Origin of the sequence: Paenalcaligenes niemegkensis (assembly GCF_022230885.1) — a bacterium.
Lineage (GTDB): Bacteria > Pseudomonadota > Gammaproteobacteria > Burkholderiales > Burkholderiaceae_B > Paenalcaligenes > Paenalcaligenes niemegkensis.
The window spans coordinates 1,483,005-1,508,220 of the sequence record NZ_JAKGCT010000004.1 but is presented as its reverse complement, the minus strand read 5'-3'; the positions used below and the strand labels follow the sequence as shown (position 1 = coordinate 1,508,220).

The 25,216-nt window shown below is 49.9% G+C and carries 25 protein-coding genes and 1 pseudogene; 16 read left to right on the top strand and 10 right to left on the bottom strand.

The window, feature by feature from the left end:
* The first annotated feature begins 11 nt into the window (after window positions 1-11).
* A complete protein-coding gene (locus tag L1889_RS11285) occupies window positions 12-1,013 on the top strand; it encodes a cytochrome-c peroxidase (protein ID WP_238665202.1) in 1,002 nt (333 codons plus the stop codon).
* Between the two features lie 147 nt (window positions 1,014-1,160).
* Window positions 1,161-2,360, top strand: coding sequence for a phosphoglycerate dehydrogenase (gene serA / locus L1889_RS11280; RefSeq protein ID WP_372871496.1), 1,200 nt, complete (start codon window positions 1,161-1,163; stop codon window positions 2,358-2,360).
* On the opposite strand, the gene L1889_RS11275 is transcribed toward serA, so the two are convergent.
* Genes L1889_RS11275 through L1889_RS11265 form a run of 3 tightly spaced genes read right to left on the bottom strand, consistent with a single transcriptional unit; the run spans window position 2,357 to window position 4,385 of the window.
* A complete protein-coding gene (locus L1889_RS11275) occupies window positions 2,357-2,788 on the bottom strand; it encodes an Rrf2 family transcriptional regulator (RefSeq protein ID WP_238665200.1) in 432 nt (143 codons plus the stop codon). The two genes, serA and L1889_RS11275, sit on opposite strands and share 4 nt — an antisense overlap.
* A 12-nt stretch (window positions 2,789-2,800) precedes the next feature.
* On the bottom strand, window positions 2,801-3,991 hold the full coding sequence (locus tag L1889_RS11270) for an NnrS family protein (protein WP_238665199.1): 1,191 nt from the start codon (window positions 3,989-3,991) through the stop codon (window positions 2,801-2,803).
* Window positions 3,978-4,385 carry a group III truncated hemoglobin gene (locus L1889_RS11265; protein WP_238665198.1) on the bottom strand — a complete coding sequence of 136 codons (408 nt, stop codon included), beginning with the start codon at window positions 4,383-4,385 and terminating at the stop codon, window positions 3,978-3,980. Before L1889_RS11265 ends, L1889_RS11270 begins: the two co-directional genes overlap by 14 nt.
* Window positions 4,386-5,756: 1,371 nt before the next feature.
* Between L1889_RS11265 and L1889_RS11260 the strand changes: the two genes are divergently transcribed.
* From L1889_RS11260 to L1889_RS11215, 10 genes and pseudogenes are all read left to right on the top strand, one after another.
* Complete coding sequence (locus L1889_RS11260; RefSeq protein WP_238665197.1) at window positions 5,757-6,986, top strand: glycosyltransferase; 1,230 nt, start codon at window positions 5,757-5,759, stop codon at window positions 6,984-6,986.
* An 83-nt stretch (window positions 6,987-7,069) separates the two neighbouring features.
* The gene (locus tag L1889_RS11255) at window positions 7,070-7,804 is read left to right on the top strand and encodes an SDR family oxidoreductase (RefSeq protein WP_238665196.1); all 735 of its coding nucleotides are present in this window, start codon (window positions 7,070-7,072) and stop codon (window positions 7,802-7,804) included.
* Window positions 7,795-8,382 (top strand): D-glycero-alpha-D-manno-heptose-1,7-bisphosphate 7-phosphatase, encoded by a 588-nt coding sequence (locus L1889_RS11250; RefSeq protein WP_238665195.1) that lies wholly within the window; start codon window positions 7,795-7,797, stop codon window positions 8,380-8,382. The genes L1889_RS11255 and L1889_RS11250 overlap by 10 nt, the downstream gene beginning before the upstream one ends.
* Window positions 8,363-9,481 (top strand): glycosyltransferase family 9 protein, encoded by a 1,119-nt coding sequence (locus L1889_RS11245; RefSeq protein WP_238665194.1) that lies wholly within the window; start codon window positions 8,363-8,365, stop codon window positions 9,479-9,481. Before L1889_RS11250 ends, L1889_RS11245 begins: the two co-directional genes overlap by 20 nt.
* 25 nt (window positions 9,482-9,506) lie before the next feature.
* Window positions 9,507-11,240 carry a carbamoyltransferase family protein gene (locus L1889_RS11240; RefSeq protein ID WP_238665193.1) on the top strand — a complete coding sequence of 578 codons (1,734 nt, stop codon included), beginning with the start codon at window positions 9,507-9,509 and terminating at the stop codon, window positions 11,238-11,240.
* Window positions 11,237-12,223: a glycosyltransferase family 2 protein gene (locus tag L1889_RS11235; RefSeq protein WP_238665192.1), complete on the top strand. Its 987-nt coding sequence runs from the start codon at window positions 11,237-11,239 to the stop codon at window positions 12,221-12,223. Before L1889_RS11240 ends, L1889_RS11235 begins: the two co-directional genes overlap by 4 nt.
* Window positions 12,220-13,287 (top strand): glycosyltransferase family 9 protein, encoded by a 1,068-nt coding sequence (locus tag L1889_RS11230; protein ID WP_238665191.1) that lies wholly within the window; start codon window positions 12,220-12,222, stop codon window positions 13,285-13,287. The genes L1889_RS11235 and L1889_RS11230 overlap by 4 nt, the downstream gene beginning before the upstream one ends.
* Window positions 13,284-14,242 (top strand): annotated as a pseudogene (locus L1889_RS11225) (glycosyltransferase). The gene L1889_RS11230 and the pseudogene L1889_RS11225 overlap by 4 nt, the downstream one beginning before the upstream one ends.
* Window positions 14,235-15,224, top strand: coding sequence for a UDP-glucuronic acid decarboxylase family protein (locus L1889_RS11220; protein ID WP_238665190.1), 990 nt, complete (start codon window positions 14,235-14,237; stop codon window positions 15,222-15,224). The pseudogene L1889_RS11225 and the gene L1889_RS11220 overlap by 8 nt, the downstream one beginning before the upstream one ends.
* Before the next feature lie 41 nt (window positions 15,225-15,265).
* Window positions 15,266-16,747 carry a UDP-glucose dehydrogenase family protein gene (locus L1889_RS11215; RefSeq protein ID WP_238665189.1) on the top strand — a complete coding sequence of 494 codons (1,482 nt, stop codon included), beginning with the start codon at window positions 15,266-15,268 and terminating at the stop codon, window positions 16,745-16,747.
* Window positions 16,748-16,990: 243 nt separating this feature from the next.
* Here the strand turns inward: L1889_RS11215 and L1889_RS11210 are convergent, their stop codons facing one another.
* The 3 genes from L1889_RS11210 to L1889_RS11200 are packed head-to-tail and all read right to left on the bottom strand — an operon-like array spanning window position 16,991 to window position 18,275.
* A complete protein-coding gene (locus tag L1889_RS11210; protein ID WP_238665188.1) occupies window positions 16,991-17,602 on the bottom strand; it encodes a glycosyltransferase family 2 protein in 612 nt (203 codons plus the stop codon).
* The gene (locus L1889_RS11205; RefSeq protein ID WP_238665187.1) at window positions 17,599-17,877 is read right to left on the bottom strand and encodes a hypothetical protein; all 279 of its coding nucleotides are present in this window, start codon (window positions 17,875-17,877) and stop codon (window positions 17,599-17,601) included. The genes L1889_RS11210 and L1889_RS11205 overlap by 4 nt, the downstream gene beginning before the upstream one ends.
* 41 nt (window positions 17,878-17,918) lie before the next feature.
* Window positions 17,919-18,275 (bottom strand): PIG-L family deacetylase, encoded by a 357-nt coding sequence (locus tag L1889_RS11200; protein WP_238665186.1) that lies wholly within the window; start codon window positions 18,273-18,275, stop codon window positions 17,919-17,921.
* Between the two features lie 496 nt (window positions 18,276-18,771).
* On the opposite strand from L1889_RS11200, the gene L1889_RS11195 reads away from it, so the two are divergent.
* Together L1889_RS11195 and L1889_RS11190 are read left to right on the top strand one after the other, a co-directional pair.
* Window positions 18,772-18,981: a hypothetical protein gene (locus tag L1889_RS11195; RefSeq protein WP_238665185.1), complete on the top strand. Its 210-nt coding sequence runs from the start codon at window positions 18,772-18,774 to the stop codon at window positions 18,979-18,981.
* A gap of 17 nt (window positions 18,982-18,998) precedes the next feature.
* Window positions 18,999-19,406, top strand: coding sequence for a hypothetical protein (locus L1889_RS11190; RefSeq protein ID WP_238665184.1), 408 nt, complete (start codon window positions 18,999-19,001; stop codon window positions 19,404-19,406).
* Window positions 19,407-19,443: 37 nt separating this feature from the next.
* Here the strand turns inward: L1889_RS11190 and L1889_RS11185 are convergent, their stop codons facing one another.
* Window positions 19,444-20,013 (bottom strand): GNAT family N-acetyltransferase, encoded by a 570-nt coding sequence (locus L1889_RS11185; RefSeq protein WP_238665183.1) that lies wholly within the window; start codon window positions 20,011-20,013, stop codon window positions 19,444-19,446.
* 60 nt (window positions 20,014-20,073) lie between these two features.
* On the opposite strand from L1889_RS11185, the gene L1889_RS11180 reads away from it, so the two are divergent.
* Together L1889_RS11180 and L1889_RS11175 are read left to right on the top strand one after the other, a co-directional pair.
* Window positions 20,074-20,415: a protein tyrosine phosphatase family protein gene (locus tag L1889_RS11180; RefSeq protein WP_238665182.1), complete on the top strand. Its 342-nt coding sequence runs from the start codon at window positions 20,074-20,076 to the stop codon at window positions 20,413-20,415.
* 88 nt (window positions 20,416-20,503) lie between these two features.
* Complete coding sequence (locus L1889_RS11175; RefSeq protein WP_238665181.1) at window positions 20,504-20,965, top strand: universal stress protein; 462 nt, start codon at window positions 20,504-20,506, stop codon at window positions 20,963-20,965.
* A gap of 157 nt (window positions 20,966-21,122) precedes the next feature.
* Here the strand turns inward: L1889_RS11175 and L1889_RS11170 are convergent, their stop codons facing one another.
* Genes L1889_RS11170 through fdhF form a run of 3 tightly spaced genes read right to left on the bottom strand, consistent with a single transcriptional unit; the run spans window position 21,123 to window position 25,213 of the window.
* Window positions 21,123-21,368: a formate dehydrogenase subunit delta gene (locus L1889_RS11170; RefSeq protein ID WP_238665180.1), complete on the bottom strand. Its 246-nt coding sequence runs from the start codon at window positions 21,366-21,368 to the stop codon at window positions 21,123-21,125.
* 16 nt (window positions 21,369-21,384) lie between these two features.
* Window positions 21,385-22,194, bottom strand: coding sequence for a formate dehydrogenase accessory sulfurtransferase FdhD (fdhD, locus tag L1889_RS11165; protein WP_238665179.1), 810 nt, complete (start codon window positions 22,192-22,194; stop codon window positions 21,385-21,387).
* Between the two features lie 58 nt (window positions 22,195-22,252).
* Window positions 22,253-25,213 carry a formate dehydrogenase subunit alpha gene (gene fdhF / locus L1889_RS11160; RefSeq protein ID WP_238665178.1) on the bottom strand — a complete coding sequence of 987 codons (2,961 nt, stop codon included), beginning with the start codon at window positions 25,211-25,213 and terminating at the stop codon, window positions 22,253-22,255.
* Between the last annotated feature and the right edge of the window lie 3 nt (window positions 25,214-25,216).

Here is a 25,216-nt window from a genome sequence, read left to right as displayed (position 1 = left end):
AGGAAGTCATTATGAACCCGATAAAAGTCTCATTATTTGCGGTGGCTATTAGTCTGGGCTTTTCGGGCGTTGCGCATGCGCAGAGAACCGAACCCGTACAACCCGTTCCTTATGCCAAGATTACCGAACCTGCCAAGGTAGATCTAGGTAAAAAATTGTTTTTCGAGCCCCGTCTTTCGAAATCTGGCTTTATTTCCTGTAATTCCTGTCACAACATGAGCCGTGGTGGTTCTGACAACATTGCCACCTCGATCGGAGACCGCTGGCAGCAGGGGCCGATAAACTCTCCTACTGTATTGAACTCCAGCCTGAATCTGACTCAATTCTGGGACGGACGAGCCAGCACATTGCAGGAACAAGCGGGTGGCCCTATAGAGAACCCTATGGAAATGGGGTTTACGCACGAACTGGCACTCGATGTGCTGCTGTCTATACCGGGGTACGTAAGCGAATTTAAAGAAGTTTACGGAGATAAAGAAATCACTATCGATGAAGTCACCGATGCTATCGCTGCCTTTGAAGAAACCTTGGTCACTCCCGACTCACCTTTTGACCTTTGGCTAAAAGGCGATGACGATGCACTCAGCGAGCAGGCACTTGCAGGCTACCAGCTATTTAAAGGCAGTGGCTGTGTGGCCTGTCATAATGGGGTCAATCTGGGTGGTAGCTCATTTCAGAAAATGGGCCTCATAGAACCCTATCAAACCACTAACCCTGCCGAAGGCCGCGCAGCGGTAACGGGTGTGGATGCAGATCGCTTCAGCTTTAAAGTGCCAACCCTGCGTAACGTAGAAATGACCTACCCCTATTTTCACGACGGTGCGGTCGATACTTTGACCGAAGCGGTAGACATCATGGGACGTTTGCAGCTCGGCCGTCACTTCACTGAAGACGAGAACGCCAATATTGTTGAATTTTTAAAGTCATTAACAGGAAAACAGCCGGAAATTGTACTGCCGATACTGCCTCCGTCGCATGATAGTACACCCCGCCCCATCCCTTTTGACTCCTAATCTTCAAGGCCTGGCGTATTCGTAGCGCTGCTTGTTGTATACATGGGCTCTATTGAGCCCATTTTTGTTTTTGCTATTGCAGCATCACAGACTAGGGTTTACGATTAAATAGTACCGATTAGATACTGTATGATTTTTGGAAACCACATGAAGCGTATTGTCCTGTTTGAAAACATCCACCCTAGCGCTCGCGAAGTATTCGAGGCAGCAGGTTTCACCGATATCGTTACCCATAAGTCTGCCCTGACCGGAGAAGCTCTTGTAGCAGCCATGGAAGGTGCAAGTGCTGTTGGCATACGTTCTCGAACGCAGTTTGATCAAGCTGTACTATCGGCGGCGTCATCGGTGAAAGTGGTAGGGTGTTTTTGTATAGGCACAAATCAGGTTGATCTGAACTTTGCGGCAGAGACCGGTGTGCCGGTATTTAACGCTCCCTTTTCCAATACCCGTTCGGTGGCCGAGCTGGTGCTGGGCGAGGCCATTTTGCTGCTGCGTCGAATTCCTGAAAAAAATGCCCGGGTCCACCAGGGTTTCTGGGACAAGTCTGCCGAGGGCGCTTACGAAATCCGGGGTAAAACTCTGGGCATCGTGGGTTACGGAAATATCGGCTCCCAGGTTGGTACGCTTGCTGAAGCATTAGGCATGCGGGTGTTATTCCATGATGTCGAATCCAAGCTGCCCTTAAGTAACGCCAAGTCTTGTCCATCACTCAAGCGTCTGCTTGAACAGTCCGACGTGGTGACGCTGCACGTACCAGGTGGTGCAACGACCGAAGACATCATGAACAGCACGACGCTGGCGCAGATGAAGCCCGGCGCGGTCCTGATCAATGCTTCCCGAGGCTCAGTCGTTGACATTGACGCCTTGCACGAGTCGCTCAGTTCCGGGCATTTGGCAGGTGCCGCCCTGGATGTGTTCCCGTCTGAACCCAAAGGGGTCAACGAGCCGTTGGCAAGTCCTCTGATTGGTATGACGAATGTACTACTGACCCCGCATATTGGTGGAAGTACACAAGAATCACAAGAGAATATTGGCCGTGAAGTGGCCGAGAAGCTGGTGCTGTTTTTGCGCAGCGGTGCGACTAAAGGGGCCGTCAATTTCCCCGAGGTGCCTTATTTGCAACCATCCGGCGAGACACGTATTTTGCATGTACATAAAAACGTGCCTGGCACGATGGCGGCATTAAGCAATATCATTGCTGAAAGTGGCCTGAATATCGTGGGCCAACAGCTTCAAACACGCGGTCAGTTTGGTTACGCCATCACGGATGTTGATGGCGAGGTCAGCGGGGTGCTGCTCGATAAATTGCGTAATCACCCCGGCACGGTGCGTTGCGATCGCGTTTAATATTCGGATTGAAACAACACCCTGGCGGTAGCAGGTGTTACCAGATCGGCCAGGGTATATTGTCGTAAGTGCTGAATAAAAGACTGCATGGCCCCGTGCAAGACACCTTTAAGTCTGCACGAGCCATCCAGCATGCACGTGCTGGCATTCCCCATGCATTCCACCAGCTGGAAATCAGCCTCGCAGTCCAAGATTACCGAAGCTATGCAGATCTTATTGGCGGCTTTTGCCAGCTTCATGCCGCCGTTTTTTCCACGTACCGTCAAGATCCAGCCATGTTGGGCCAGGCCATTGGTCAGTTTCATAAGATGGGTACGAGATATTGCGTAATGCTCTGCCACTTCGCTGATTGTGCATAGACGCTCGGGATTACTGGCGAGATACATCAGTAGGCGCAGGGCATAGTCACTGCTTAAATTTAGACGCATTGCATATCGCTTTTAATTGAGAGTGCCGGAGGGACGGGGGCTGAGCAGTCTAAAACTGAAGTGAAAAATATAAATACCCAGACTGAGTATCCAGAACAGAGTAGACAGATGCATGAGGCTGACCGAAAACGATGAAGGCCATAAGGCAGAGACCCGTAGGGCTGCACAAAGAATCATGCTGTAAAAGCTTAAACGTAGCCACGGGCTGGCGGCCAGCGCTAAGCCTAAATGTCCCTGGGACGTGCGTACCAACATGCCAATAATCAAAATTCCGAAACCAGCCACGCCAATGGTGTGTATGGGAATGGCTAGACGCAGCTGCAGGCCAAGGACATCCTGGCAAAAGTACAGACCTGAGCTGAACAGGCCCATACCTATGCAGGCATAACCAATGTGGAGAACCCAAAGTAGGCTTTCTTGCCACATGGCGGCTCTATACCAGCGACTGAGCTGGTAGAAGACAATCAAGGCGGCTGCGCTTAACGCCACGCCTGTAAGCCATGTAAGTCGAATGCTCAGTCCGGTGACTGCCACAGCGCCAAGTACCAATAAGACGCGCTGTAAGGGGGCCAGCAAGGGCACGGTGGGGTCTGATAGCCCGCGTCCGGTGAAAAACGGAATGACGCGACTGCCAATTAGAAGGCTGATCAAGGCCATGACTACCCAGGCGATGTTAAAGCTCTGCCACATCAGCTTGGTATTAAAGGTGGAAGCACTGTATAGGTAGACAAACTGTGAAGCTGCCAGAAAACACAGCAGGAATGGCATCACAAGGTTGCGCCAGTTTTTGCTGAGCACTACGCTGCGTCCAATGGCAACGGCGGCGAACAAAAAGAAAAGGCTATCAAGTGCAGCTGCCGAGAGAAGGGCGGATGTACCGCCAACCAGCAACAATACCCGGCCGCCTATCCATATTAAGCACAATAGGGCCAGCGGACGTCCGTACAGGGGATTAATACCTGTCCAGGTGGCGCTTGCCGTTAATAAGAAGCCCACTGCAATGGTACATACAAAGCCCCACAACATTTCATGAGCATGCCAATACATTCCGGCGAGCGGCGGTTTGACGAGCTCCGGGGCAAATACCCATAAACTAACGCTGACAATGGCCCACAGAGAGGCGAGCAAGTAGAGGGGCCTGAACCCCATCGACAGGCTGGCTTGAAGCTGAAGGGTGCTCAGAGAGACTTTAGTTGGTGCCATGGTGTAACTCAAGTGGTGTAACGCTGGGGTTATTAGTAATTTGATGCCCCATCCATAGGCTGCGAGCAATACGCTGCGCATAGGATCGCGCTTGGGCCGCTAGCACCTGGTTGGGGTGCCTTGCCGTTGTTTGATCAAATAGGCTTAGCCATGTTTCAAACAAATCGGCGCTAAGCTCAGGTATGCGGCCGTGCTTTATCATTGGCGATCCGGTATAGCGTGCTGTTTTTAACAGCAACGATGACCAAAAATCAACCATGGTATTCAGATGCGTATCCCAATCGTTGATATGGGCGTTAAACACTGGTCCCAATTTTTCGTGTTGACGTACTTGTGCATAGAAGTCGTGTACTAAACGATGGATATCGGCTTCACTGTGCTCAGAGATAATCATAGAAATTCCTTAACCCGTCCAATGGTGTGTCGATTTTCTTAAACATATATTTAATATGTATCTTATTGTCCGACATTGAGATGGATCAGGCAATGCCTTTTTTAGCTGTCATCAGGGAGCCTTGCCACCACCTTCATCAAGCTTCAGCATTCGTTTTTCCGTAGTGCAGCAAACCGTAGAAGCGAAAACCCTGCTAGCAAATAAATTGAATTTATCAGCTTCAGTTTATGGGGGTTTCTTGAAGTGCTTTTGTTGTCTTGTAATGAAAAGCGGGAGGATGATGCATAGTACTTGGTGCCTTTGGGCATAGGGTAAGAGAAAATAAATTTAATCGAACCATCTTCGTTGTGTATCGTTAGCGTTCCCTCGAGAACCAGCATATAGCAATGCCCAAAATTCAAAACTAAGCGACGAGAGACAGAATTGAAATAGTCTCCGGGCTCTTCTTCCTTGGTAAGCTTCCATAATCCGTCTTCTTTTAAAAGATGAAATTTGTGCATCTTAATCTCTTTGTATAGTAATTTTATAATAGAAATCTTGATTGCTGAAAATGGATGTGTAAATATAAATAAAATTCTTTTATAAAATTATCGAAATTAAAATTAATTAATAAAATTAGATAATATAAAAGAATTTTATTTTTATATGGTTTTTATTAGATAAATGTTTTAGTTGGTGGGGTTTTAATAAAAATAATATGGAAGGATCGAGGAGAGCTTATGCTAGTTCTAAAGAAAACAAATTGCAATAGGCTGTTTGTCTTTATATTTATTATTGTTTAAGGAAGGTTTTTTCTGCGAACTCTTGATTATTCTAGGATCGTTGGTTTTACAACTATATGATTATTAATGTGTTTTTGTTTCAAAACTATACCGATTGTTTTCGATAGAATTCAGCCGTTTTAAGTTAAATAAAAGATGAAGCAGAAAGCTGACTAGTGGCTGAATGAAGTTAGGTGTCTCGATCTAATGTAATTAAAAGTAATAAATATAATAATGGTTACGGAGCTTTGGTTTTTTAATTAATAGAAATAATTTTCAAGAGCATCGATTACATTCTGTAAATCATAAAAATATACAGAATTAAAGGTTTTTAATATTAAAAGACGTTTGATTCGTCTCTTATCGCTTCAAGTAGTCAGCGTCTTCGAGGAAGTTGCCATAATTAAAATCCCGTAGAAAGATTTCATGAACTTAATTTCTAACAGTATTGGCGTTGCGATTCTTTCTGCTGCAGCAAATAATGAACCATAACAAAATCGTCTCCGCCTAATAAAGGCAATTCTGCCGGGGGACGGTAGTCTGCCAAGAAAGCAACAAGAAAACACATCTAAGGCGACAAAATTCCGACTGTATAAACTGGAGCAGAAGCATGCAAAGAATTGCTATGGTCAGTGAGCACGCGTCCCCGCTAGCGGCCTTGGGCGGAGTGGACAGTGGAGGACAAAACCTTTATGTAGCCAATGTTGCGCGCGAACTGGCGCGTCTGGGGCACCATATTGATATTTTTACCAGGCTGGATAGTCCCACACTGCCACCTCAGATGGATTGGCATGAAAATGTGCGTATTATCCATGTTCCTGCAGGACCGGCTCTTCGCTTGCCCAAAGAGAGCCTGCTACCTTATATGGAGCAGTTTGGCGATTACATGCAAAAGTACGTAGGTGAGCACGCGATTCAATATGACGTGATTCACGCTAACTTCTTTATGTCCGCGTTGGCAGCAATGCCTTTGGCCCAACAGTCAAATACGCCTCTTGCAGTCACTTTCCATGCACTTGGAAAGGTTCGACGTATTCATCAGTCTCATCACGACCGTTTCTCTGATCGCCGCTTCTCTATCGAAGAGGATATTGTTCGTAATGCCGATTGCATCATTGCAGAGTGTCCCCAAGATAGACAGGATTTAATAGAGCTTTATGACGCTGACCCCGAGCGTATAAAGATGGTTCCGTGTGGCTACGATCCCTCTGAGCTAACACCCATTGAGCAACGGTTAGCACGTACGCATCTTGGATGGGATCAAGAGGGGTTTTATATTCTCCAGCTTGGACGGATGGTTCCCCGCAAAGGCATCGACAATGTCATAAAGGCGGTAGCGAGGCTACGTCGAATACACAAGATTGACGCTCGATTATGTGTTGTTGGCGGAAGTTTATCGAACTCCGGCTTTGGTGACATGGACGAGTATGTCCGCCTTCGCTCGATTGCTTGTGAAGAAAACATTGAAGAGTTTGTGGATTTTACTGGAAGCCAGGCACGTAACAGGCTCAGCAGCTATTACAGTGCCAGCGATGTTTTTGTTACTACGCCATGGTATGAGCCATTCGGTATTACGCCTCTGGAAGCCATGGCATGTGGGCGTCCAGTGATAGGTTCTGATACCGGCGGCATTAAGTACACCGTCGAGCATGAAAAGACTGGCTTCCTTGTTCCGCCAAAGAATTCTGCCGCTCTGGAAGAAAAGCTAGCGATTCTTGCAAAGAACCCTTCTCTTTCCAAAAAATGGGGCAGGCCGGAGCAGTCCGTGCTCGTCGAATGTTTACATGGGAGCAAGTTAGCCTGGAGCTGGCTGAGATATTCCAAAATCTGGACTACCTGAATGCGTCGCCGTATGCGCCTTCACCCTCCATGAATCTATCGTTAATTTCTTGAGTTCATAGCGGTAATTTTATAGGAACGACAATGGACGCTTACGATTATGAGAGTCTTTCGGGCCGTGTGATTCTGGTAACCGGCGGAGGTCGTGGCCTTGGTGCTGCGATTTGCGAGGCCTTGGCCAGAGAGGGCGCACAGGTAGCCGTTGCAGATATTAATGAGGTTTCTGCTACCCAGGCCGCTGATGAAATCAGATCTGGTGGAGGCACTGCAGAGGCATACAGGATGGATGTAGCCGATGAGCAATCCATAATCAAGACTTTCGATAGCATTGCAAATCGATTCGGACACGTGGATGCCATTATCAATAATGCGGGTATTGATGTGACCGTCGGCATTAGAGAAATGGAAGTATCAGATTGGCATCGGGTAATCGCCACCAATCTTAGCGGACCGTTTTTGGTCTCCAAGTACGCCTTGCCGCATTTACGCCCAGGTGGACATATTATTAATGTGGCCTCTACGGCATCCCGCCGGGCGTGGCCAAACGCGAGTGCTTACCATGCCAGTAAATGGGGGCTTCTAGGGATGACTCACGCCCTTCATTCGGAACTAAGAGGCGAGGGAATCAAAGTGTCCGCCGTTATCGCAGGCGGCATGCGAACTCCATTTTTAATGGATCGATTTCCTGACCTTGACGTGCAGTTATTGCAAGATCCCAAAAACGTTGCCCGGGCAATAAGCTTTGTTTTGAAGCAGCCACCCGAAACCGTAATACCTGAAATTATGGTTCTGCCCATGAAGGAAGCATCATGGCCTTAACGCCTGCTATTTTCCTGGATAAAGACGGAACGGTATTACAGGATATTCCGTATAACGTTAATCCGCAAAGAATGATATTTGCGCCTGGTGCCCAAGAAGGCCTCGCGATGCTTGCGCGGTTGTCCCTGCCGCTTTTTATCATCACCAATCAGCCCGGCATTGCGCTAGGAAAGTTTTGCTTTGACGAGATGCATGAAATGCAGCAAAAGTTAAAGCAGATGTTTGAAGAGGCCGGCGCCACACTTGAAGGCTTTTATTTCTGTCCTCATCACCCTTGCGGTTCATTAGAACAGTTTGCGTTCGAGTGCAAATGCCGTAAGCCTGAACCCGGCTTACTGCACGAGGCCGCTGGGCAACACCATATTGATCTAAGCCGTTCATGGTTTGTCGGAGATATTCTGAATGATATCGAGGCCGGTCGACGTGCCGGATGCCAAACGATACTTATCGATAATGGCAACGAGACAGAATGGATATTAAACGATCAGCGTACTCCTCATTACCGCGTGACAGATCTGGCCGAGGCTAGCCGCCTGCTGTTGGCTATGTGTTTTCATCTTGACGGAGTCCATCAATGAAAGCGATAGCCGGCTGGGAGCGCGCCAAAAAATACTCTGCATCCGGTTGGACAACATGGGCGATGTGCTCATGAGCACTCCTGCGATGATGGCATTGAAAACAGCAGGAATCGCCAGGCGCCTTACGCTCTTAGCCTCTCCATCCGGAGCGGTTCTCGCGCCATTTCTCCCATTCATCGAAAAGACCCTGACCTACGATGCGCCATGGGTCAAAAATGACACAAACGATCCAGACGCTGACAAAGACATCATCAATACTTTGCGTGAGGAAAAGTTTGATGCCGCTGTTATTTTCACGGTGTATAGCCAGAGTCCTTTACCTGCTGCCCTGATGTGTCGGATGGCAGGCATCCCGCTGACGCTTGCTCATTGCCGTGAAAATCCATACTTGCTGCTATCGCAATGGGTAGCGGATCCAGAGCCTGAACTGCTTGGGCGACATGAAACGCAACGTCAACTGGATCTGGTTGAACACATCAACGCTGTTTCGCCCGATCCCAGACTGATTTTTGTGACAAGAAACATTGACCGTATCCGGCTACACGAAAAGCTGGATGCCAGAAAAATACGAAAAAATGGCAACTGGATAATTGCCCACTGTGGCGCCACGGCACCGTCTCGACGTTATCCGGTGGCGCATTATGTTAAAGCCCTGCAGCAGCTCGGTGCACAGGCCGGGCAAGTGTTTTTAACGGGTAGTGATGCCGAGCGGGCGCTGACGCAGCAGGTAATGAAAGAGTGTGGAACCAAGGTTCCTATCTTTGATCTGGCCGGAACACTGTCCTTAGGCGAGTTTGCCTGTCTGATTGAGGACGCTTCGCTGCTGCTCTCCAATAACACCGGACCTGTCCATATAGCTGCAGCCTTGGGCACTCCGGTTGTGGACCTTTACGCCTTGACGAATCCTCAGCATACCCCCTGGATGGTTCCGCACCGGGTTCTGTTTCATGACGTTCCGTGCAAATACTGTTATCGCAGCGTATGCCCCCAAAGACATCACAATTGCCTCCGTCTGGTTCCGCCAGAAAGGGTGTGCGAGGCGGTGACTGATTTGCTGGCCGAGACCAGGCAAGGCTTCAGTGCGCAAGCTGTAGTCTGAATTAAACGAAAAGCAAGGAGTTCGAATGTTAACTTTAGGTATTAATGCGACATTCCACGATTGCTCTGCCTCAATTGTGCGCGATGGCATAGTATTGGCTGCCGTGGAAGAAGAGCGCTTCACACGAGTCAAGCACGGTAAGCGTCCGGTTCCTTTCTCCACATGGCAACTTCCTTATTACGCCATTGATTACTGTCTGGAAAAAGCAGGCTGCGATCTGGCTGCTGTAGACCATATCGGATATGGGTTTGACCCCGCCTTAATTACGGATGAGATCGCACCCCAGGGCCGTATTGAGCTGCCTCTTGAGCCTTCATCTGAATGGGACGGGCCTGGCTCCCCGTGGGATGGCCTTTTCCTTTCTTATATTCTGAACGCACCGCGCCAGCTTATAGATGGCGTGCCTCTGCATTTGCAGCAGCGTTTTCGGTCTGATACCTTGCAGCATGTTCTGGATCGGTGGCAATTTCTTGAGCATCATCTATGCCATGAAGCCAGTGCTTTTTTGGCGTCGCCCTTTGAGGAGACGGCTGTTCTCACAATGGATGGCCGTGGTGAGCGCACGACGACAAGTTATGGGCACTATGCTGACGGCAATTACAAACGTTTAAAACAAATACTCCTTCCCCATTCACTGGGCTTGCTCTACGAAGAAGTGACGAGTTATCTGGGGTTCCTGCATTCCTCTGACGAGTATAAGGTTATGGCGCTCGCATCCTATGGTGAGTCCGCCTATCTAGATGAGTTCCGCGAGATTCTGAAATACGATGGGGAAGGGGGATACACGCTGCGGCCATGCGAGCTGGAAAGCAGGTTTGGACCAGCCAGAGTGCGTGGGGATACGTTTCTAGCCAAACATAAAAATATTGCACATTCGCTGCAAAAAGTTCTTGAAGAGACTGTGCTGAACATGGCCAATTGGCTCTACCAGCAGACAGGAACTAAGAACCTTTGCATGGCTGGCGGTGTTGCGCTTAATTGCGTATTGAACTCCCATCTGGCCGTACACGGTCCTTTTGAGAATGTATGGGTACAGCCTGCGGCAGGCGATGCGGGTACGGCGTTGGGCGCGGCGTTACTGATGAATACCCGGTTGAGTGGAAAAAATCGCCAACGGTGGGTGATGAATCACGCGTATCTTGGTCCAGAGTATGGTGATGACGAAATAGGCCGGTTTCTTGTGCGCTCTGGTGTCAAGCACCGGAAGCTTTCCAACGTTGCCCAGACTGCCGCCGAATGGCTTGCGGATGAGAAGGTCATCGGCTGGTTCCAGGGACCAATGGAGTTTGGTCCCCGGGCACTGGGTGCGCGCTCAATCCTGGCATCGCCGCGGCTAAGTGCCATGCAAGGACGCCTCAATGAGCTCAAGGACCGCGAGGATTTCAGGCCTGTAGCGCCAGTTGTTCTTGCAGAGCGGGCGCATGAATGGTTCGATAGCCGCGGGAAAGGACAAATTGAGGCACCTTTCATGTTGTTTGTTTTCGATGTGCTGCCAAGTAAAGCGGATCTTATCCCGGCTGTTCGGCATACGGACGGTACGGCTCGAGTGCAGACGGTCAGGGCGGGGCAGAATCCTTTATTACACGAGTTGCTGTCTGAGTTTGAGAAAAAGACAGATGTGCCCGTACTGGTGAATACCTCGTTTAACACTCGTGGTGAGCCCGTGGTATGCAGTCCACGAGACGCCCTTGAATCATTCTGGACTTCCCCGCTTGATGCGCTGTTCATAGGGGGCTATCTCGTAGAGAAAACATCATGAATACCGATGCTCGCCTGCAGCTAAGCGTGATTGTGCCCACGTATCGTCGGCCGGATCTGCTGGAGCGATGTCTTCAGGCTCTCCAGCGTCAGACGCTATTAGCTGTGCATTACGAAGTTATTGTTTGTGATGATGGACCTAGCGAAGGAGCACAGGCTGCGGTATGTAATGCCATGACTGCGATGCCCCACGGGCCCATGATCCATTATGTTGAAATCACTGATACGCAGGGCCCCGCAGCCGCCAGAAACCGGGGATGGCAATATTCGCAATCACCTATCGTAGCATTTACTGATGATGATACTGTGCCCGATCCGGGCTGGCTTGAAGCGGGCCTTAACGCCATGGCAGACGGAGCAGATGTGGTTACAGGGCAGATATCGATGCCTTTGCCCGAGAAGCCTTCAGACCTGGAACTGGATGCTGCTGGGCTGGTAAGGGCAGAGTTCGTCACTGCCAACTGTTTTATACGTCGCGATATTCTGCAGGAAGTAGGAGGGTTTGACGAACGTTTCGGAATGGCCTGGCGCGAGGACTCTGACTTGCATTTTACCCTGCTCAAGGCAGGCTATTCGATCGTAAAGGAGCCGGCTGCCCTGGTCGTTCATCCATTAAGACAGATGCCGTTTGCCGCCGGTATTGGCATGCAAAAGAAAGTGCTTTTTGATGTGCTTTTATATGGCAAGCACCCACGGCTTTATCGGGAAAGAATTAGACGAGGCCCTCCATGGCTATATCTTTTTATTTCTTTTCTGATGCTTCTAACCGTATTCACTTGGTTGTTTGGGTTTGACGGCCTCGCACTAACATCACTTTCCCTCTGGGTACTGCTAACGCTGTACTTCTTCCTGCGGCGCCTCAGGCATAGTGCCCTGACAGCACGCAACGTGACTGAATTATTGCTGACATCCATCGTGATTCCTCCCCTGTCCATTTTTTGGCGGATAGTCGGTGTCAGCCGCTATGGAGCAAGGTTCCCATGAAATACACTGCTATCGATTGGAACGCCTCGATAAAGAGCGTAGCTGTCTTCAGGGCCTTGAACCTTGGAGACATGCTATGCGCGATGCCTGCGCTACGTGCTTTGCGCAGACGTCTGCCGGAGGCGCGTATTTCACTCATAGGGCTTAAAAGCGCCATACCTGTAGTACAGCGATTTCCTGATTATCTGGATGAGCTGATTGAGTTTCCAGGAGATGCCGCATTTCCGGAGCAGGCTGTTCAAAAAAATGAACTGTCCGATTTTTATCGCAATATGCGGGATCGTTCTTTCGACTTGGCTTTGCAAGTGCATGGAAGCGGACAACGATCTAATGAGATTGTAAAAACAATGGCACCAGTGCAATGGGCAGGCTTTGTTCCTGATCACAGCCAGCAAGTAAAAGGCCAGCTTCTGGCGTGGCCGGATCATCTGCATGAAGTTCATCGCTATCTGGCTCTGCTGCGGTATATAGGTCTTGATGCGTATGACGATACGCTGGAGTTTCCGGTTAGTTCCTCCGATAAAGTTCTGGCCGATGATATTGCCTCGCAAATGGGGCTGCGGCTGGATAAAACGGTGTTTATCCACCCGGGCGCCAGGCTGGCGTCCCGGCGCTGGCCGCTCGAACGATTCGCCAAAGTTGCAAGAGCCATTGCCGATAGGGGCTGGCAAACCGCGATTACGGGAAGCCCAAGCGAAATAGAGATGGCACTACAGCTAAGGGCGAGCTCGGGGCATGCCTTAGTGAATCTTTGTGGGGCTACCTCCTTAGGTAGCCTGGCTAGTTTGCTGCAGCGCGGAAAACTACTGGTCTGTAATGATACCGGGATTTCGCATGTGGCGGCTGGCGTGCGTTTGCACAGTGTAGTGATTGCCTCAGGCAGCGATGTGCTTAGGTGGGCTCCCCTGGATTCCAGCCGGCATACTGTTTTATATGCACCTACCGGATGTCGGCCATGTGCCTACGAGGAATGTCCCATTGGCCATCCTTGCGCTCTCGGGGTAGAAGTCAGACATGTTATGGCTGAAGTGAATAGACACCTGAGTGAGGAGGCAGTGCAATGACTACCCTGCGCATTCTTAGCTGGCACGTCCATGGAAATTACCTCTACTCTTTAGCTCAGCTGCCTCATGAGTTCGTTATTCCGGTTTTCGCCGATAACCGTCCCGGTTACTCCGCTCTTGGCCATAAAATTCCTTGGGGACGTAATATTCGTATGGTTCCCGCCGAGCAGCTTTGTCGGGAAGAATTTGATTGCGTCATATATCAGTCCAGAGACACATACGAGAATGACCGTCTGCAGTTGCTGAGCGCCGTTCAGCAGAAGCTGCCCAGCGTTTATATTGAGCATAACCCTCCAGAGCCTCATCCCACCGATACGCTTCATTTTTTCCGGCATGAACACGGCGTGCTCGTCCATGTGACTGAGTACAACGCATTAATGTGGGACTCCGGCAGCATGCCGGTGGCGGTGATTGAGCACGGGATACCCGAAGCTCCCGGTATTCACTATAGCGGTGAGCTAGAGCGGGGAATTGTGGTGATCAATAATCTTTCCAGCCGAGGCAGGCGAGTGGGCGCGGATATTTATGAGTGGGCTCAGCGATCAATGCCGATTGATCTGATAGGAATGGACTCCGAAAGCATAAAAGGGGGCGCGGTGAAGTCGACAATATGGACGTGCCCGCCTATGTAGCGCGTTACCGGTTCTTTTTTACACCCATCAGGTATGCAAGCCTGGGACTATCTCTTGTCGAGGCCATGATGGCCGGTGTTCCGGTGGTAGGAATTGCGGCAACCGAATTGCCGAATGTTATTCAGAATGGCGTCAATGGCTATGTCGATAATCGTCCATCAAAGCTGCTTGAGGTCTGTAACACACTTCTGAGGGACGCAGATCTGGCCCGGCAATGGGGGCAGGCTGCGCAACGTACCGCCCGTGAACGTTTTAATATTACGCGTTTTGTGAGCGACTGGGAGCGTCTACTCTTTGACTTAACAAGGATGAACCATGTCTGACATTACTACCGAAGCCGAGGTGATTCTTGTGACCGGAGGAGCGGGTTTTTTGGGCGCTCATTTGTGCAGAAAACTATTGACTCAAGGGCATCAGGTGATTTGCGTTGATAGCTTTCTGACAGGGTCCGAAGAAAACCTGGATTCGCTGCAGGCACACCCAAACTTCAGCGTGATAGAACACGATATTATCAACCCCTTACCCAATAATCTTTATCCCACGCAAATCTATAATCTTGCCTGCGCCGCCTCGCCACGTCGCTACCAGGCTGACCCCATACACACAATAAGAACATGCGTTCAAGGTGTGTTTAATTTGCTAGAACTGGCTGTGGAGCAGAATGCACGCATCCTGCAGGCCTCAACCAGTGAAGTCTATGGCGGCCCCAAAGAACATCCTCAGCATGAAAGCTATCACGGAAATGTAAATCCCGTGGGCATTCGCTCCTGCTACGACGAAGGTAAGCGTTGCGCTGAAACCCTGATGTCGGATTATGCAAGAACGCGTGACGTTAAGGCCAAGATTGCCCGTATTTTCAATACCTATGGACCAGGCATGGCACCGGATGACGGTCGTGTGGTCTCAACCTTTATTTGCCAGGCTCTGCAGGGAAAGGCGCTGACAGTTTATGGAGATGGCAGCCAGACTCGATCATTATGTTACGTAGACGACATGATCGAGGGATTGATTCTTCTGATGAACAGTGTTGAAACCTTCAGAGGGCCCGTCAACCTGGGCAATACAGAAGAAATTTCGATATTGGATATCGCACGCCGTGTTTGCGGGCTTGCCCGACAAAAGACGAATGTCGAGTTCAGGCCTTTACCTGCCGATGATCCCGGGCTGCGCTGCCCGGACATTACTCTTGCGCGACACCATTTGCACTGGAAACCGAAGGTGCTGTTTGACGATGGATTAAAGAAAACCTACGAGCATTTTTCGCAAAGAATGGAAAAGGGAACGCTGGCCAGTTCGCCAATGTAATCCGATAGCCCCGGCTGTCCGTAAAAATTAGAGGCTTTATTATGAACGTAGTCGTCATTGGATCAGGCTATGTGGGCCTGGTTACAGGGTGCTGCCTTGCAGAGGCGGGAAATACAGTTGTCTGCGTGGATCATGACGCCCAGAAAGTCGCTGCACTTTCCGCTTATCGTGTGCCTTTTCACGAACCCCAGTTGGCAGGCATTCTTGAAGCTCAACTGAAGACGGGCCGGCTTACATTTGAACGTTCGATAAAAGAAGCCATGACAAAGGCCGACGTGGTGTTTCTCGCCGTAGGTACGCCGTCAAACACTGACGGTAGCGCCAATCTTGACAATCTTCTGGGCTGCGCGAATGAGTTGGCGAAGACGATCTGCGGTGATTGCATTATCGTCATAAAATCAACGGTTCCTGTCGGAACTGGAGATCGTATTGAGCAAATATTTAATAAATCCGGTCATCTGCGCGCTGCTCAATTTAAGATAGGTGTTGTGTCAAACCCTGAGTTTCTGGCAGAAGGGCGGGCAGTACAGGATTTTCGTCATCCAGATCGCATTGTCATTGGTTCCAATGATTCCTATTCATTCTCCATATTGGCCCGGCTATATGCTCCCTTCGATAGTGATGGACTACGATTAGTCCTTATGGATAGACGTAGTGCCGAATTCGCAAAATATGCCTGCAATTCGATGCTTGCGGCACGAATTTCAATGATTAATGAGCTGTCCATCCTGGCAGGGGCGTTGGGGGCTGATATTTCATCCATCTGTCAGGTTCTGAAGGGCGATCCCCGCATCGGCGGCAGTTATCTACATCCAGGAATAGGGTATGGCGGTTCGTGCCTGCCTAAGGATCTAAGCGCTCTTATCGATTTAGCGCAAAATGTGGGTGAGCCTGCCTATATGCTGCGCAGTATACAAATGGTAAATACGTGCCAGAAGCAACGGCTTTTACAAGCTGTTCGTAACCATTTTAACGGTCACCTGAGCGCTAAAAATATTGCTATATGGGGCCTGTCCTTCAAGCCAGACACAGATGATGTGCGTGCGGCACCGAGTCTGTCGCTTATCCGAAGCCTTCTTGATGAAGGGGCAGTTGTAAAAGCCTATGATCCTGTAGCCCAGTCCTCGGCACAAGTAGAGCTCGGCCGGCTTGAAGTGGAGTTTGGGGAATCGGCTCTGGCTGTTTGCGAGGAGGCTGATGCACTGGTAGTGATGACCGAATGGGAAGAGTTCAAAGCTCCCGACTGGAATGCGCTCGCGCAAACGATGCGCGGGAAAATAGTATTCGATGCACGCGCGCTATACACAACTGCTACATTACAACAGTATGGCCTGCAGCATTACAGGCTTGGGCAGATTAAACTGCCTAAAGGCCGCATTGATGATGGCTTGAGTTCTGTGGGGGAAGTCAGTGAGGTATCGGCAAAAACCGAAAAAATGCAGCGTTGCAATCGGGATAAACAGTTTGCCTTTCCCGGACTTTTCATCGGTATTAATGATGTTGCTGCTGCCATACTTGTTTGAACAGCTTGCAGGTATCATCACTTAGAACTCGACGTTTAGAAAGTATTTTTGCTGCTCCCAAGAGTGCCTCGTTACGGACATGTCGGCGTAAATTGCGGTCAGGGATTTGTTTCAACAACAGCTCGCTCTGCTGCCACGCCAGGCCCCAGGGCAATCGTAGCCAGAATGTCCATATTGCATTACGGACAATTAGCCTTTGGCGTAAATCATTATTACGCACTTGCGATGGCCAATGGTGCAGCACTAGTGCTGGTGCGTAGGCAATGCGTCCTCCAGCTTCGATGATATCCATAGCAAGCAATGTTTCTTCCCCCCGATAAAAAATGCTTTCCAGTACCCACCAGCCTCTTTATAGGCACGCGTGCGCATCACGTTGGCGCCAGCCATAAAACCAATCAACATAGGCCCCACCCCGACCACGGACTCCAAGGGACTATTTTGCATTGCCATGCAGGTGGAATCTAACTCCTGACGAGGCCCTACTACGATACGGGCATTCAAAACAGAGACATCGGGATGCGTGTCAAGAAGGCTGGCTGCAGTGCTTAGTGCCCCAGACGCCCACCAGGTATCATCGTCGCAAAAAGCAACATACGGTGTTTTTACCAGCTTAACACCCAGGTTACGGCCGGCAGCGCCCAAGTTTTGCGCTGTCTGGACCAGCGTTGCCTGTGGAAATCTGGCTTTTATCTGCTGGGCTGTATGGTCTGTGCTGCCATTATCTACCACGATAATCGGTGGATCTTCAGGCAGTGCCTGCAAATGCATGAGCGTACGGCACACTTCCTCACAGCGGTTGTGTGTCAGCACGACCACCGTGATTTTCGCACTTACTGCGCTATGTTCATTCGTCATTGCATCTCCGGTTTACTGTGTAGACGCCAATATTTCTCTTGTTGTTGCAGAATAGGCAGCCCATCTTTATAGCCTAGCCCCCGGAACTGACTTTGATAGGCATCCACTGCCTTAGCCTTATACATGGCCGGAAGCTCCACTGGAAACGGTTCTACTGCCCAGCCTCGTCCGATGAGTTCTGAAAGCCGCCGACGTGCCCGTTGTGGTTCATTCCTGTACGGAATGTCTTCGTACAGGAACCAATGAATAGCAGGAAAACGATTGCGGATCGTCATAAATACTTCTGACACATAGATGTGATCTTCATGGAACAGGCCTAGCGGAAAAAAACGGCAGACGGTTTTAAGCGTTCGATGTTCGCGGTGACTGTATCGGCGAACAGTCCGGTAGCCTCTCTGGGCTCTTTTATATACTGGCTATCCAAAAAGCCGAGATCAATGCCATTGAGGCGTAAGGCGGATAATGCGTGCTCATTTTCAATCAGCCGGGCTTGCATCGCTTCACCTGCACTGGAGAAACCGCAGCGCTGATCCCAATCGGTCAGCACGTCTTTGTCTTGGGGAAGGCCTGTGTAGACAGTCATCACGGTACACGAAGGAAGAATGGACAGTAAGCTGCCGCAACTGAATACGGCATCATCGTAATGAGGCGACACGACAAGAGCAGATGTCACTTCTGAAAGCTGAAGATAGTTCCTATCCAAAGATGATCGAGACGGCAACATGGTTTTCAGCCTTTTAAGTCGTCGGGCAGCGTGTCAATGGCTGCGCGCATTAGATGGTGGTTTGCTTTCCTATCAATTTACCTAGGATGGGCTTTGGCTCCGTGTCAGATTTTATAAGATCTGTTTTTTTAAGTTTGTTTCCTGATGAGCACCCTTAATATTATTATCACTTGGTATTTTATAAAAATTAAATACCTTGTTTTAAAATAGGTGACAAAAGGTCGCTCTCTTCAGTTTCATAAGCATCGTTAAACGGTCTTTCGATACAAGTGATTTCAAACTGTAGAGACTGCCCCCGCATTCTATGAAATTATAGTCAAGTGAATCATTGGACGCAGCTCTTCACTGCCCTATATACGTTGATTTATTTTCGTTTCGCATACCGTGCTTAGAGCATGGTCAACATTCCTACGGGTGATGAGTGAGGCCAGAAAATGAGACCCCCTTGAATTTTGTCCTGCTGGCATTAGCGTTAATCTCGCTGTTTTTTCTCTTTGTGTTTGTGGAAATTGATTTTTCCAGCAAAACCAGTCTGCTGATTGCGGCGGGCACATTTACGGCAGCGGTTATTTCTCTTTATATAGCCAATAGTAATTGGGAAAGGGAGAGTAGAAGAGAAAGAGTTACCGAAGAGAAAAAAGAATATTATTTTTAAGCTTATGCGAAGTTACAATGAATCATTATAAGGAAGCAGTGTGGAGTTTAAATAAGGTTAAAGAGTACAGTGTGAAATTACAAAAGTCGAGTGTTGTTAAAGAGCAAAATAAATCTGATCTTCAGCTTGAATTGTGTGATTTGATTTATCGCGAAGTTGAATTTAATAAAATAAAGTTTGATTATGTTAATTTTAACCTTATTATAAAAAACCTTGACTCTTTGATCTACCTTAGAAATGAAGCAACCCCGATACTTGTTAATTTAATTACTTTTGTAGAGGTGATTTACCAACAGCTTGATCTTATTTTAAGTTCTTCAAATAAAAGAGAAAGTGTTGAAGTATGCAAGCAGTGTGACTATTTAATGAAAGTGTTAAATGAAGTCGATAAAGAAATAAAAAATTTTCAAGAACTGAGTAAATAGAAATTATTACAACTTTTTAATCGAAATAACAACCGCCCTAGCGATCATCAGGGGGCGTATTACTACCATCACCCAAGGCACGCTGCATGAACACGACATCCAGCCATTGTTTGAATTTATATCCTGTGGCTGTTTGGGTGCCAACATACTGGAAGCCAAGGCTACGATGCAAAGCAACTGAACTTTGGTTGGCGTGGCCCGAGATGACAGCGATCATCTGGCGCCAAGGGCCTTTTTCACAGCGCAGTATCAGTTCGCTGAGCAAGGCTTTACCTGTACCTTTGCCCGTGCAGTCGGCACGCAGATAAATTGTGTTTTCGACGGTAAAGCGATACGCTGCCCTGGGCCGATATGGGCCGGCATAGCAATAGCCGATAATTTGCTTATCAAGAATGGCTACCAGCCAAGGCAAGCCCTGTGATGTAATAGACGTGTAGCGACGTTGCAGCTCTTGCTCTGAAGGGGCCAGCTCTTCAAATGAAGCGGTACCGTGAAGCACATGAAAAGCGTATATTTCCTGTATGGCTTTCAGATCTTTTTTGGTAGCATCACGAATAGTTATCTTGTTGCTATAGTCAGCATTGCCGATCGCAGATACAGATTGCATGTTGTGTGCCATATTATTTTCCTTAGCTTGCTAGCTAAGTATATCGAGTCGGAGCAAACCATGACATTGGAATACCATAATTTAAACGATAATTTTGCCGTCGCCCCACAAATTAATCTTGAGGACGTACAGACGGCAGCCAATGTAGGCTTTAAAAGCATTATTATTAATCGTCCCGATTTTGAAGGCGGGGCAGAGCAGCCTACATCGGCAGACGTCATCGCGGCTGCCAAATCGGCAGGTCTGGACATCGCGTACCAACCAGTGATCAGTGGACAGATCAGCGCAGAAGATGTGCAAGAGTTTGCAGCGTTAATTACGCGTTTGCCTAAGCCCATACTTGCTTATTGCCGCTCAGGCTCTCGTTGCGCTAATCTGTATCATGAGGCAACCGCAGACTGAGGGCTTTCGGTCAAATGCAATTTAGCATTTGCTTGACGCGATATCATCGAGTTACTTAGCCCAACGGCTTTAACCCAGGGGAAACGCCATGTTCAAAAAAATACTCATTCCAACCGACGGTTCGGCACTATCGGCTCAGGCAGCAAACAAAGGTGTCAGCTTCGCTAAACAAATCGGGGCTGAAGTTGTGGCTCTGCATGTTACCCAGCCTTTTGCCGCAACGGTAGGCTTTGATGGAATGGCAGCCGCCTATGCCATTACCGACGAAGACTACGAGAAAACCGCTGCCGAGCAAGCTAATAAATACTTGAGGGCAGTGCTGGATCGCGCTGAAACGGCTGGTGTCTCGGCCACTTCACGTTCGGTGTCCAACTTTAATGTGGCCGACGGGGTGGTTAAAGCCGCTGAAGAAGAAGGCTGCGATATGATTTTTATCGGTTCACACGGCCGTACCGGCTTGTCCCGTTTACTATTGGGCAGCGTCACCATCAAAGTGTTGAACATGGCGCGTTGCGCTGTATTGGTCTATCGCGTGAAAGAAAGCGATTAATCTTTCACAAGGCATCGCCATCAGGGCCAGCCAGCGCATGTTAAATTAACATTTCGCTGGGCTGCTGCTTTGCCACTGATCTTCCTTGTGCCGGATAGCAGCGAAACTTCTAGGCAAGGCAGCGGCGGCGCAGCTCTGTTGTGCAGCGTCATCAGCTTCAGGACGGTCTAAGCTGTTCGCGATGCTGTTTCACTGCATCCAGTACGATTTCCGACAGGGCGCCATCTGAGCTTTGGCCATCCGGGTGCTGGTCAAGAAACTCGTATAACGATCGGCGCATGCGTGGATCCCAGAACAGACGAATGTGATTTGCTATGCCATTCACTCCTTCTTCACGATTGGGCTGGGATTCGAAAAACTGGCCAATACGATTGACCATGGGAATCAGGCTTTTAATATTCATAGTCAGAAACGTTAAATTAAGTTGTAGATAGTCGGTGGGGATGGCTATAGGCGCTAAATTGATGCGCGCGGCCAAATCCGACCAATAGAAGATTTAACTCAGTGGCCAGGTTGATCGCAAATGAGGTAGGGGCAGATACGGCAACAAGGGTAGGAACTTTTGCCGCCGCTGTTTTCTGCACCATTTCGAAACTGGCCCTGCTGGAGACAACGATCATCTGTTCCTGAGCGTGCTGAAGTCCGTCAGTACGCATAAGGTGCCCGATGAGCTTATCCAGGGCATTATGGCGGCCTACATCTTCTCGAACTACCTTGATGGTGCCATCAGCTTGAGCTAAACCTGCAGCATGCGTAGCACCGGTCTGCTGATGCAGCGGTTGCAATCCGCGTAGCTGTTCAAGAGCTATGAAGACAGCGTCCGCACGAGCCTGTGCTGTGGGCGTAGCCACAGGGGGCAGGTCACGGCGTACTTCCTCCAGACTCTCCAGGCCGCATAGACCACATCCGGTGCGGCCTGCCAACTGCCGACGCCGTTGCTTAAGACGTTGCAGGCAAGCGCTGGCAATTTCGATATCCACAATGTGTCCTTGTTCGCTTTCGTGAACCTGAACATCGTAAATGTCGCTGGCGTCCCGTACGATGCCTTCAGTAAAAGCAAAGCCCACCGCCAGATCCTCAAGGTCTTGCGGTGTCGCCAGCAATACAGCGTGGCTAATGCCATTGAATTGCAATGCAATGGGGGCTTCGACTGCAATCAGGTCTAGCTCAGCTACCCCCGTTTTCAGAGGTTCATGCCGCCAGACCTCGCGCTTCGCAAGCCCCCGCATTGTGTTTCCATAGCGGGAGGGACTGTACTTATTGCCATTGCTCTTACCCTACCTCAGATTAGTCCTGTTCACTTAGCTCTGGTTTCTGATGATCTTCTGTTGCATGGGCTACTGCTACCTCCGGCTGGGGCGTAGCAGCCACCACGGCTGAATCAGTAGCGTACTCCAGATGGCGATCGTTGAGCAGGCCTTGCTGCACCTCGTTGAAACGTGACCACTTGGACTGCCATTCAGAGTGACTCTGAGTCACTTTACTGACCTGGACTGCAGTCACTTTGTATTCGGGGCAGTTCGTCGCCCAATCAGAGCTGTCGGTTGTAATGACGTTGGCCCCCGATTCGGGGAAATGGAAAGTGGTGTAGACCACCCCCGGCTGCATAGACGTCGTTACCGTCGCGCGAAGAACCGTTTCGCCCGCACGGCTCTTGATAGAGACAAAGTCGCCGGTACGAATACCCCGATCTTCAGCATCTTGCGGATGCAGCTCAAGCAAGTCTTCCTTGTGCCAGGCCACGTTATCGGTACGACGTGTTTGTGCTCCTACGTTGTATTGAGTCAGGATACGTCCCGTTGTCAGCAGTAAGGGAAAGCGGCGCGTACTGCGCTCGTCGCTCGGAATGTACTGTGTCAGGATAAAGTTGCCTTTGCCGCGTACGAACTCGTCAATGTGCATGGTCGGGGTACCTTCAGGCGCATCGTCATTACAAGGCCATTGTACGCTGCCGCCCAGTTCGTCCATGCGATCGAAGGAGACGCCGCTGAATGTCGGCGTCAGACGAGCAATTTCATCCATGATCTCTTTAGGATGCGTGTAATTCATGGGATAGCCCAAGGCGTTGGAGAGCGCGCAGGTGATTTCCCAGTCAGCCATGCCGCTTTGGGGCTCCATGACTTTACGTACGCGAGATATACGTCGCTCGGCGTTGGTGAAAGTACCGTCTTTCTCTAAAAATGATGATCCTGGCAAGAAGACGTGTGCATATTTGGCGGTTTCGTTCAGGAACAAGTCTTGAACAATAATGCACTCCATTGATGAAAGAGCCGCTGTGACGTGTTGAGTGTCGGGATCGGACTGAACAATATCTTCGCCCTGGCAATACAGCCCCATAAAGGTGCCGCTCATAGCCGCATCGAACATATTTGGAATACGCAGGCCGGGTTCTGATTGAATGGTTACACCCCATTCAGCTTCAAACTGGGCTCGAACCGCATTATTAGAGACGTGGCGGTAGCCAGGAAGCTCGTGGGGAAAGGAGCCCATGTCGCAAGAACCCTGCACGTTATTTTGTCCGCGCAGGGGGTTCACTCCGACGCCTTCGCGACCCAGGTTGCCTGTCGCCATGGCAAGGTTGGCAATGGCCATGACAGTGGTTGAACCCTGACTGTGCTCGGTCACGCCCAAGCCATAGTAAATAGCTCCGTTGCCGCCTAAGGCATACAAACGAGCTGCGCCGCGTACGTCAGCGGCAGATACTCCGGTGATGGTCTCGGTGGCTTCCGGAGAGTGTTCAGGCTGGCTGACAAAGTTACGCCATTCGTCGAAGGCCTTAAGGTCGCAGCGCTCGCGTACGTATTCTTCGTCGACCAGCCCTTCGGTAACGATCACGTGGGCCAAAGCGGTGAGAAGCGCAGTGTTTGTACCTGGCAGCAGTGGCAGATGGAAGTCGGCCTTGACGTGTGGCGAGCTGACAAGGTCTGTTGCACGCGGGTCGATAACGATTAGCTTTGCGCCTTCGCGTATGCGACGTTTGAGTCGTGAGGCAAAGACGGGGTGAGCGTCACTGGGGTTGGCACCGATGACCACAGCAACGTCGGTATGCATGACGGAGTCAAAGGTTTGCGTGCCCGCGGATTCGCCTAGTGTCTGCTTCAGCCCATAGCCTGTAGGCGAATGGCAAACACGGGCGCAGGTATCGACGTTGTTGGTACCAAAGGCCGCTCGCACCAGTTTTTGTACCAGATAGGTTTCTTCATTGGTACAGCGTGAAGAAGTGATACCACCAATCGAGTCCTGTCCATACTTGGCCTGAATGCGCTTCATTTCAGAAGCTGCATATGACAGGGCTTCATCCCACGATACTTCTTTCCAGGGATCCTGAATGCTGGAACGAATCATGGGCTTAAGAATTCGATCCTCGTGGGTCGCATAGCCAAAGGCGAAACGGCCTTTTACACAAGAGTGGCCGCGGTTTGCCTTGCCGTCTTTCCAGGGCACCATGCGCACGACCTGCTCGCCTTTCATTTCGGCTTTGAAACCGCAGCCAACACCACAGTAGGCGCACGTAGTAATGACGGCGTGTTCAGGCTGGCCCATATCGATAACGGATTTTTCCATTAACGATGAAGTGGGGCAGGCCTGTACACAGGCTCCGCAGGAAACGCAATCGCTATCTAGGAAGCTGTTACTCTGGCCGGCAGCGATTCTGGAATCAAAGCCGCGCCCTTCAACTGTTAGTGCGAACGTGCCTTGAACTTCTTCACAGGCGCGTACGCATCGACTGCAGACAATGCACAGCGAAGGGTCATAGGTGAAGTAGGGGTTGCTTTCGTCTTTCTCGCTATTGCAGTGGTTTGCGCCATCGAAACCATAGCGAACATTCCGTAAGCCCACTACACCCACAGTGTCTTGCAGTTCGCAATTGCCGTTGGCAGGGCAGGTCAGGCAGTCGAGCGGATGATCAGAAATGTAGAGTTCAACAACATTCTTACGCAAGGTGTTGAGGCGTGCATTTTCAGTGGTCACCACCATGCCTGCCTCTGCAGGGGTGGTGCACGATGCCGGTTGGCCCCGCCGGCCTTCAATCTCTACCAGACAGACACGGCAGGAGCCGAAAGACTCAAGGGAGTCGGTGGCACAAAGCTTAGGAATATTAATGCCCGCTAACGCAGCAGCACGCATAACGGAGGTGCCCTCGGGCACGGTTATGCTATGGCCGTCGATAGTAAGCTCGATGGTGTTGGTGCTTAGCGAGGGAAGGGTACCGAAATCACGGTCGCGTATGGCTACAGTCTCTAGCATGAC

Coding starts and splice junctions, on each gene's coding strand:
- L1889_RS11285 (WP_238665202.1), top strand. CDS start 12: ATGAACCCGATAAAAGTCTCATTATTTGCGGTGGCTATTAGTCTGGGC.
- serA (WP_372871496.1), top strand. CDS start 1,161: ATGAAGCGTATTGTCCTGTTTGAAAACATCCACCCTAGCGCTCGCGAA.
- L1889_RS11275 (WP_238665200.1), bottom strand. CDS start 2,788: ATGCGTCTAAATTTAAGCAGTGACTATGCCCTGCGCCTACTGATGTAT.
- L1889_RS11270 (WP_238665199.1), bottom strand. CDS start 3,991: ATGGCACCAACTAAAGTCTCTCTGAGCACCCTTCAGCTTCAAGCCAGC.
- L1889_RS11265 (WP_238665198.1), bottom strand. CDS start 4,385: ATGATTATCTCTGAGCACAGTGAAGCCGATATCCATCGTTTAGTACAC.
- L1889_RS11260 (WP_238665197.1), top strand. CDS start 5,757: ATGCAAAGAATTGCTATGGTCAGTGAGCACGCGTCCCCGCTAGCGGCC.
- L1889_RS11255 (WP_238665196.1), top strand. CDS start 7,070: ATGGACGCTTACGATTATGAGAGTCTTTCGGGCCGTGTGATTCTGGTA.
- L1889_RS11250 (WP_238665195.1), top strand. CDS start 7,795: ATGGCCTTAACGCCTGCTATTTTCCTGGATAAAGACGGAACGGTATTA.
- L1889_RS11240 (WP_238665193.1), top strand. CDS start 9,507: ATGTTAACTTTAGGTATTAATGCGACATTCCACGATTGCTCTGCCTCA.
- L1889_RS11235 (WP_238665192.1), top strand. CDS start 11,237: ATGAATACCGATGCTCGCCTGCAGCTAAGCGTGATTGTGCCCACGTAT.
- L1889_RS11230 (WP_238665191.1), top strand. CDS start 12,220: ATGAAATACACTGCTATCGATTGGAACGCCTCGATAAAGAGCGTAGCT.
- L1889_RS11220 (WP_238665190.1), top strand. CDS start 14,235: ATGTCTGACATTACTACCGAAGCCGAGGTGATTCTTGTGACCGGAGGA.
- L1889_RS11215 (WP_238665189.1), top strand. CDS start 15,266: ATGAACGTAGTCGTCATTGGATCAGGCTATGTGGGCCTGGTTACAGGG.
- L1889_RS11210 (WP_238665188.1), bottom strand. CDS start 17,602: ATGACGAATGAACATAGCGCAGTAAGTGCGAAAATCACGGTGGTCGTG.
- L1889_RS11205 (WP_238665187.1), bottom strand. CDS start 17,877: ATGACGATCCGCAATCGTTTTCCTGCTATTCATTGGTTCCTGTACGAA.
- L1889_RS11190 (WP_238665184.1), top strand. CDS start 18,999: ATGAATCATTATAAGGAAGCAGTGTGGAGTTTAAATAAGGTTAAAGAG.
- L1889_RS11185 (WP_238665183.1), bottom strand. CDS start 20,013: ATGCAATCTGTATCTGCGATCGGCAATGCTGACTATAGCAACAAGATA.
- L1889_RS11180 (WP_238665182.1), top strand. CDS start 20,074: ATGACATTGGAATACCATAATTTAAACGATAATTTTGCCGTCGCCCCA.
- L1889_RS11175 (WP_238665181.1), top strand. CDS start 20,504: ATGTTCAAAAAAATACTCATTCCAACCGACGGTTCGGCACTATCGGCT.
- L1889_RS11170 (WP_238665180.1), bottom strand. CDS start 21,368: ATGAATATTAAAAGCCTGATTCCCATGGTCAATCGTATTGGCCAGTTT.
- fdhD (WP_238665179.1), bottom strand. CDS start 22,194: ATGCGGGGGCTTGCGAAGCGCGAGGTCTGGCGGCATGAACCTCTGAAA.
- fdhF (WP_238665178.1), bottom strand. CDS start 25,213: ATGCTAGAGACTGTAGCCATACGCGACCGTGATTTCGGTACCCTTCCC.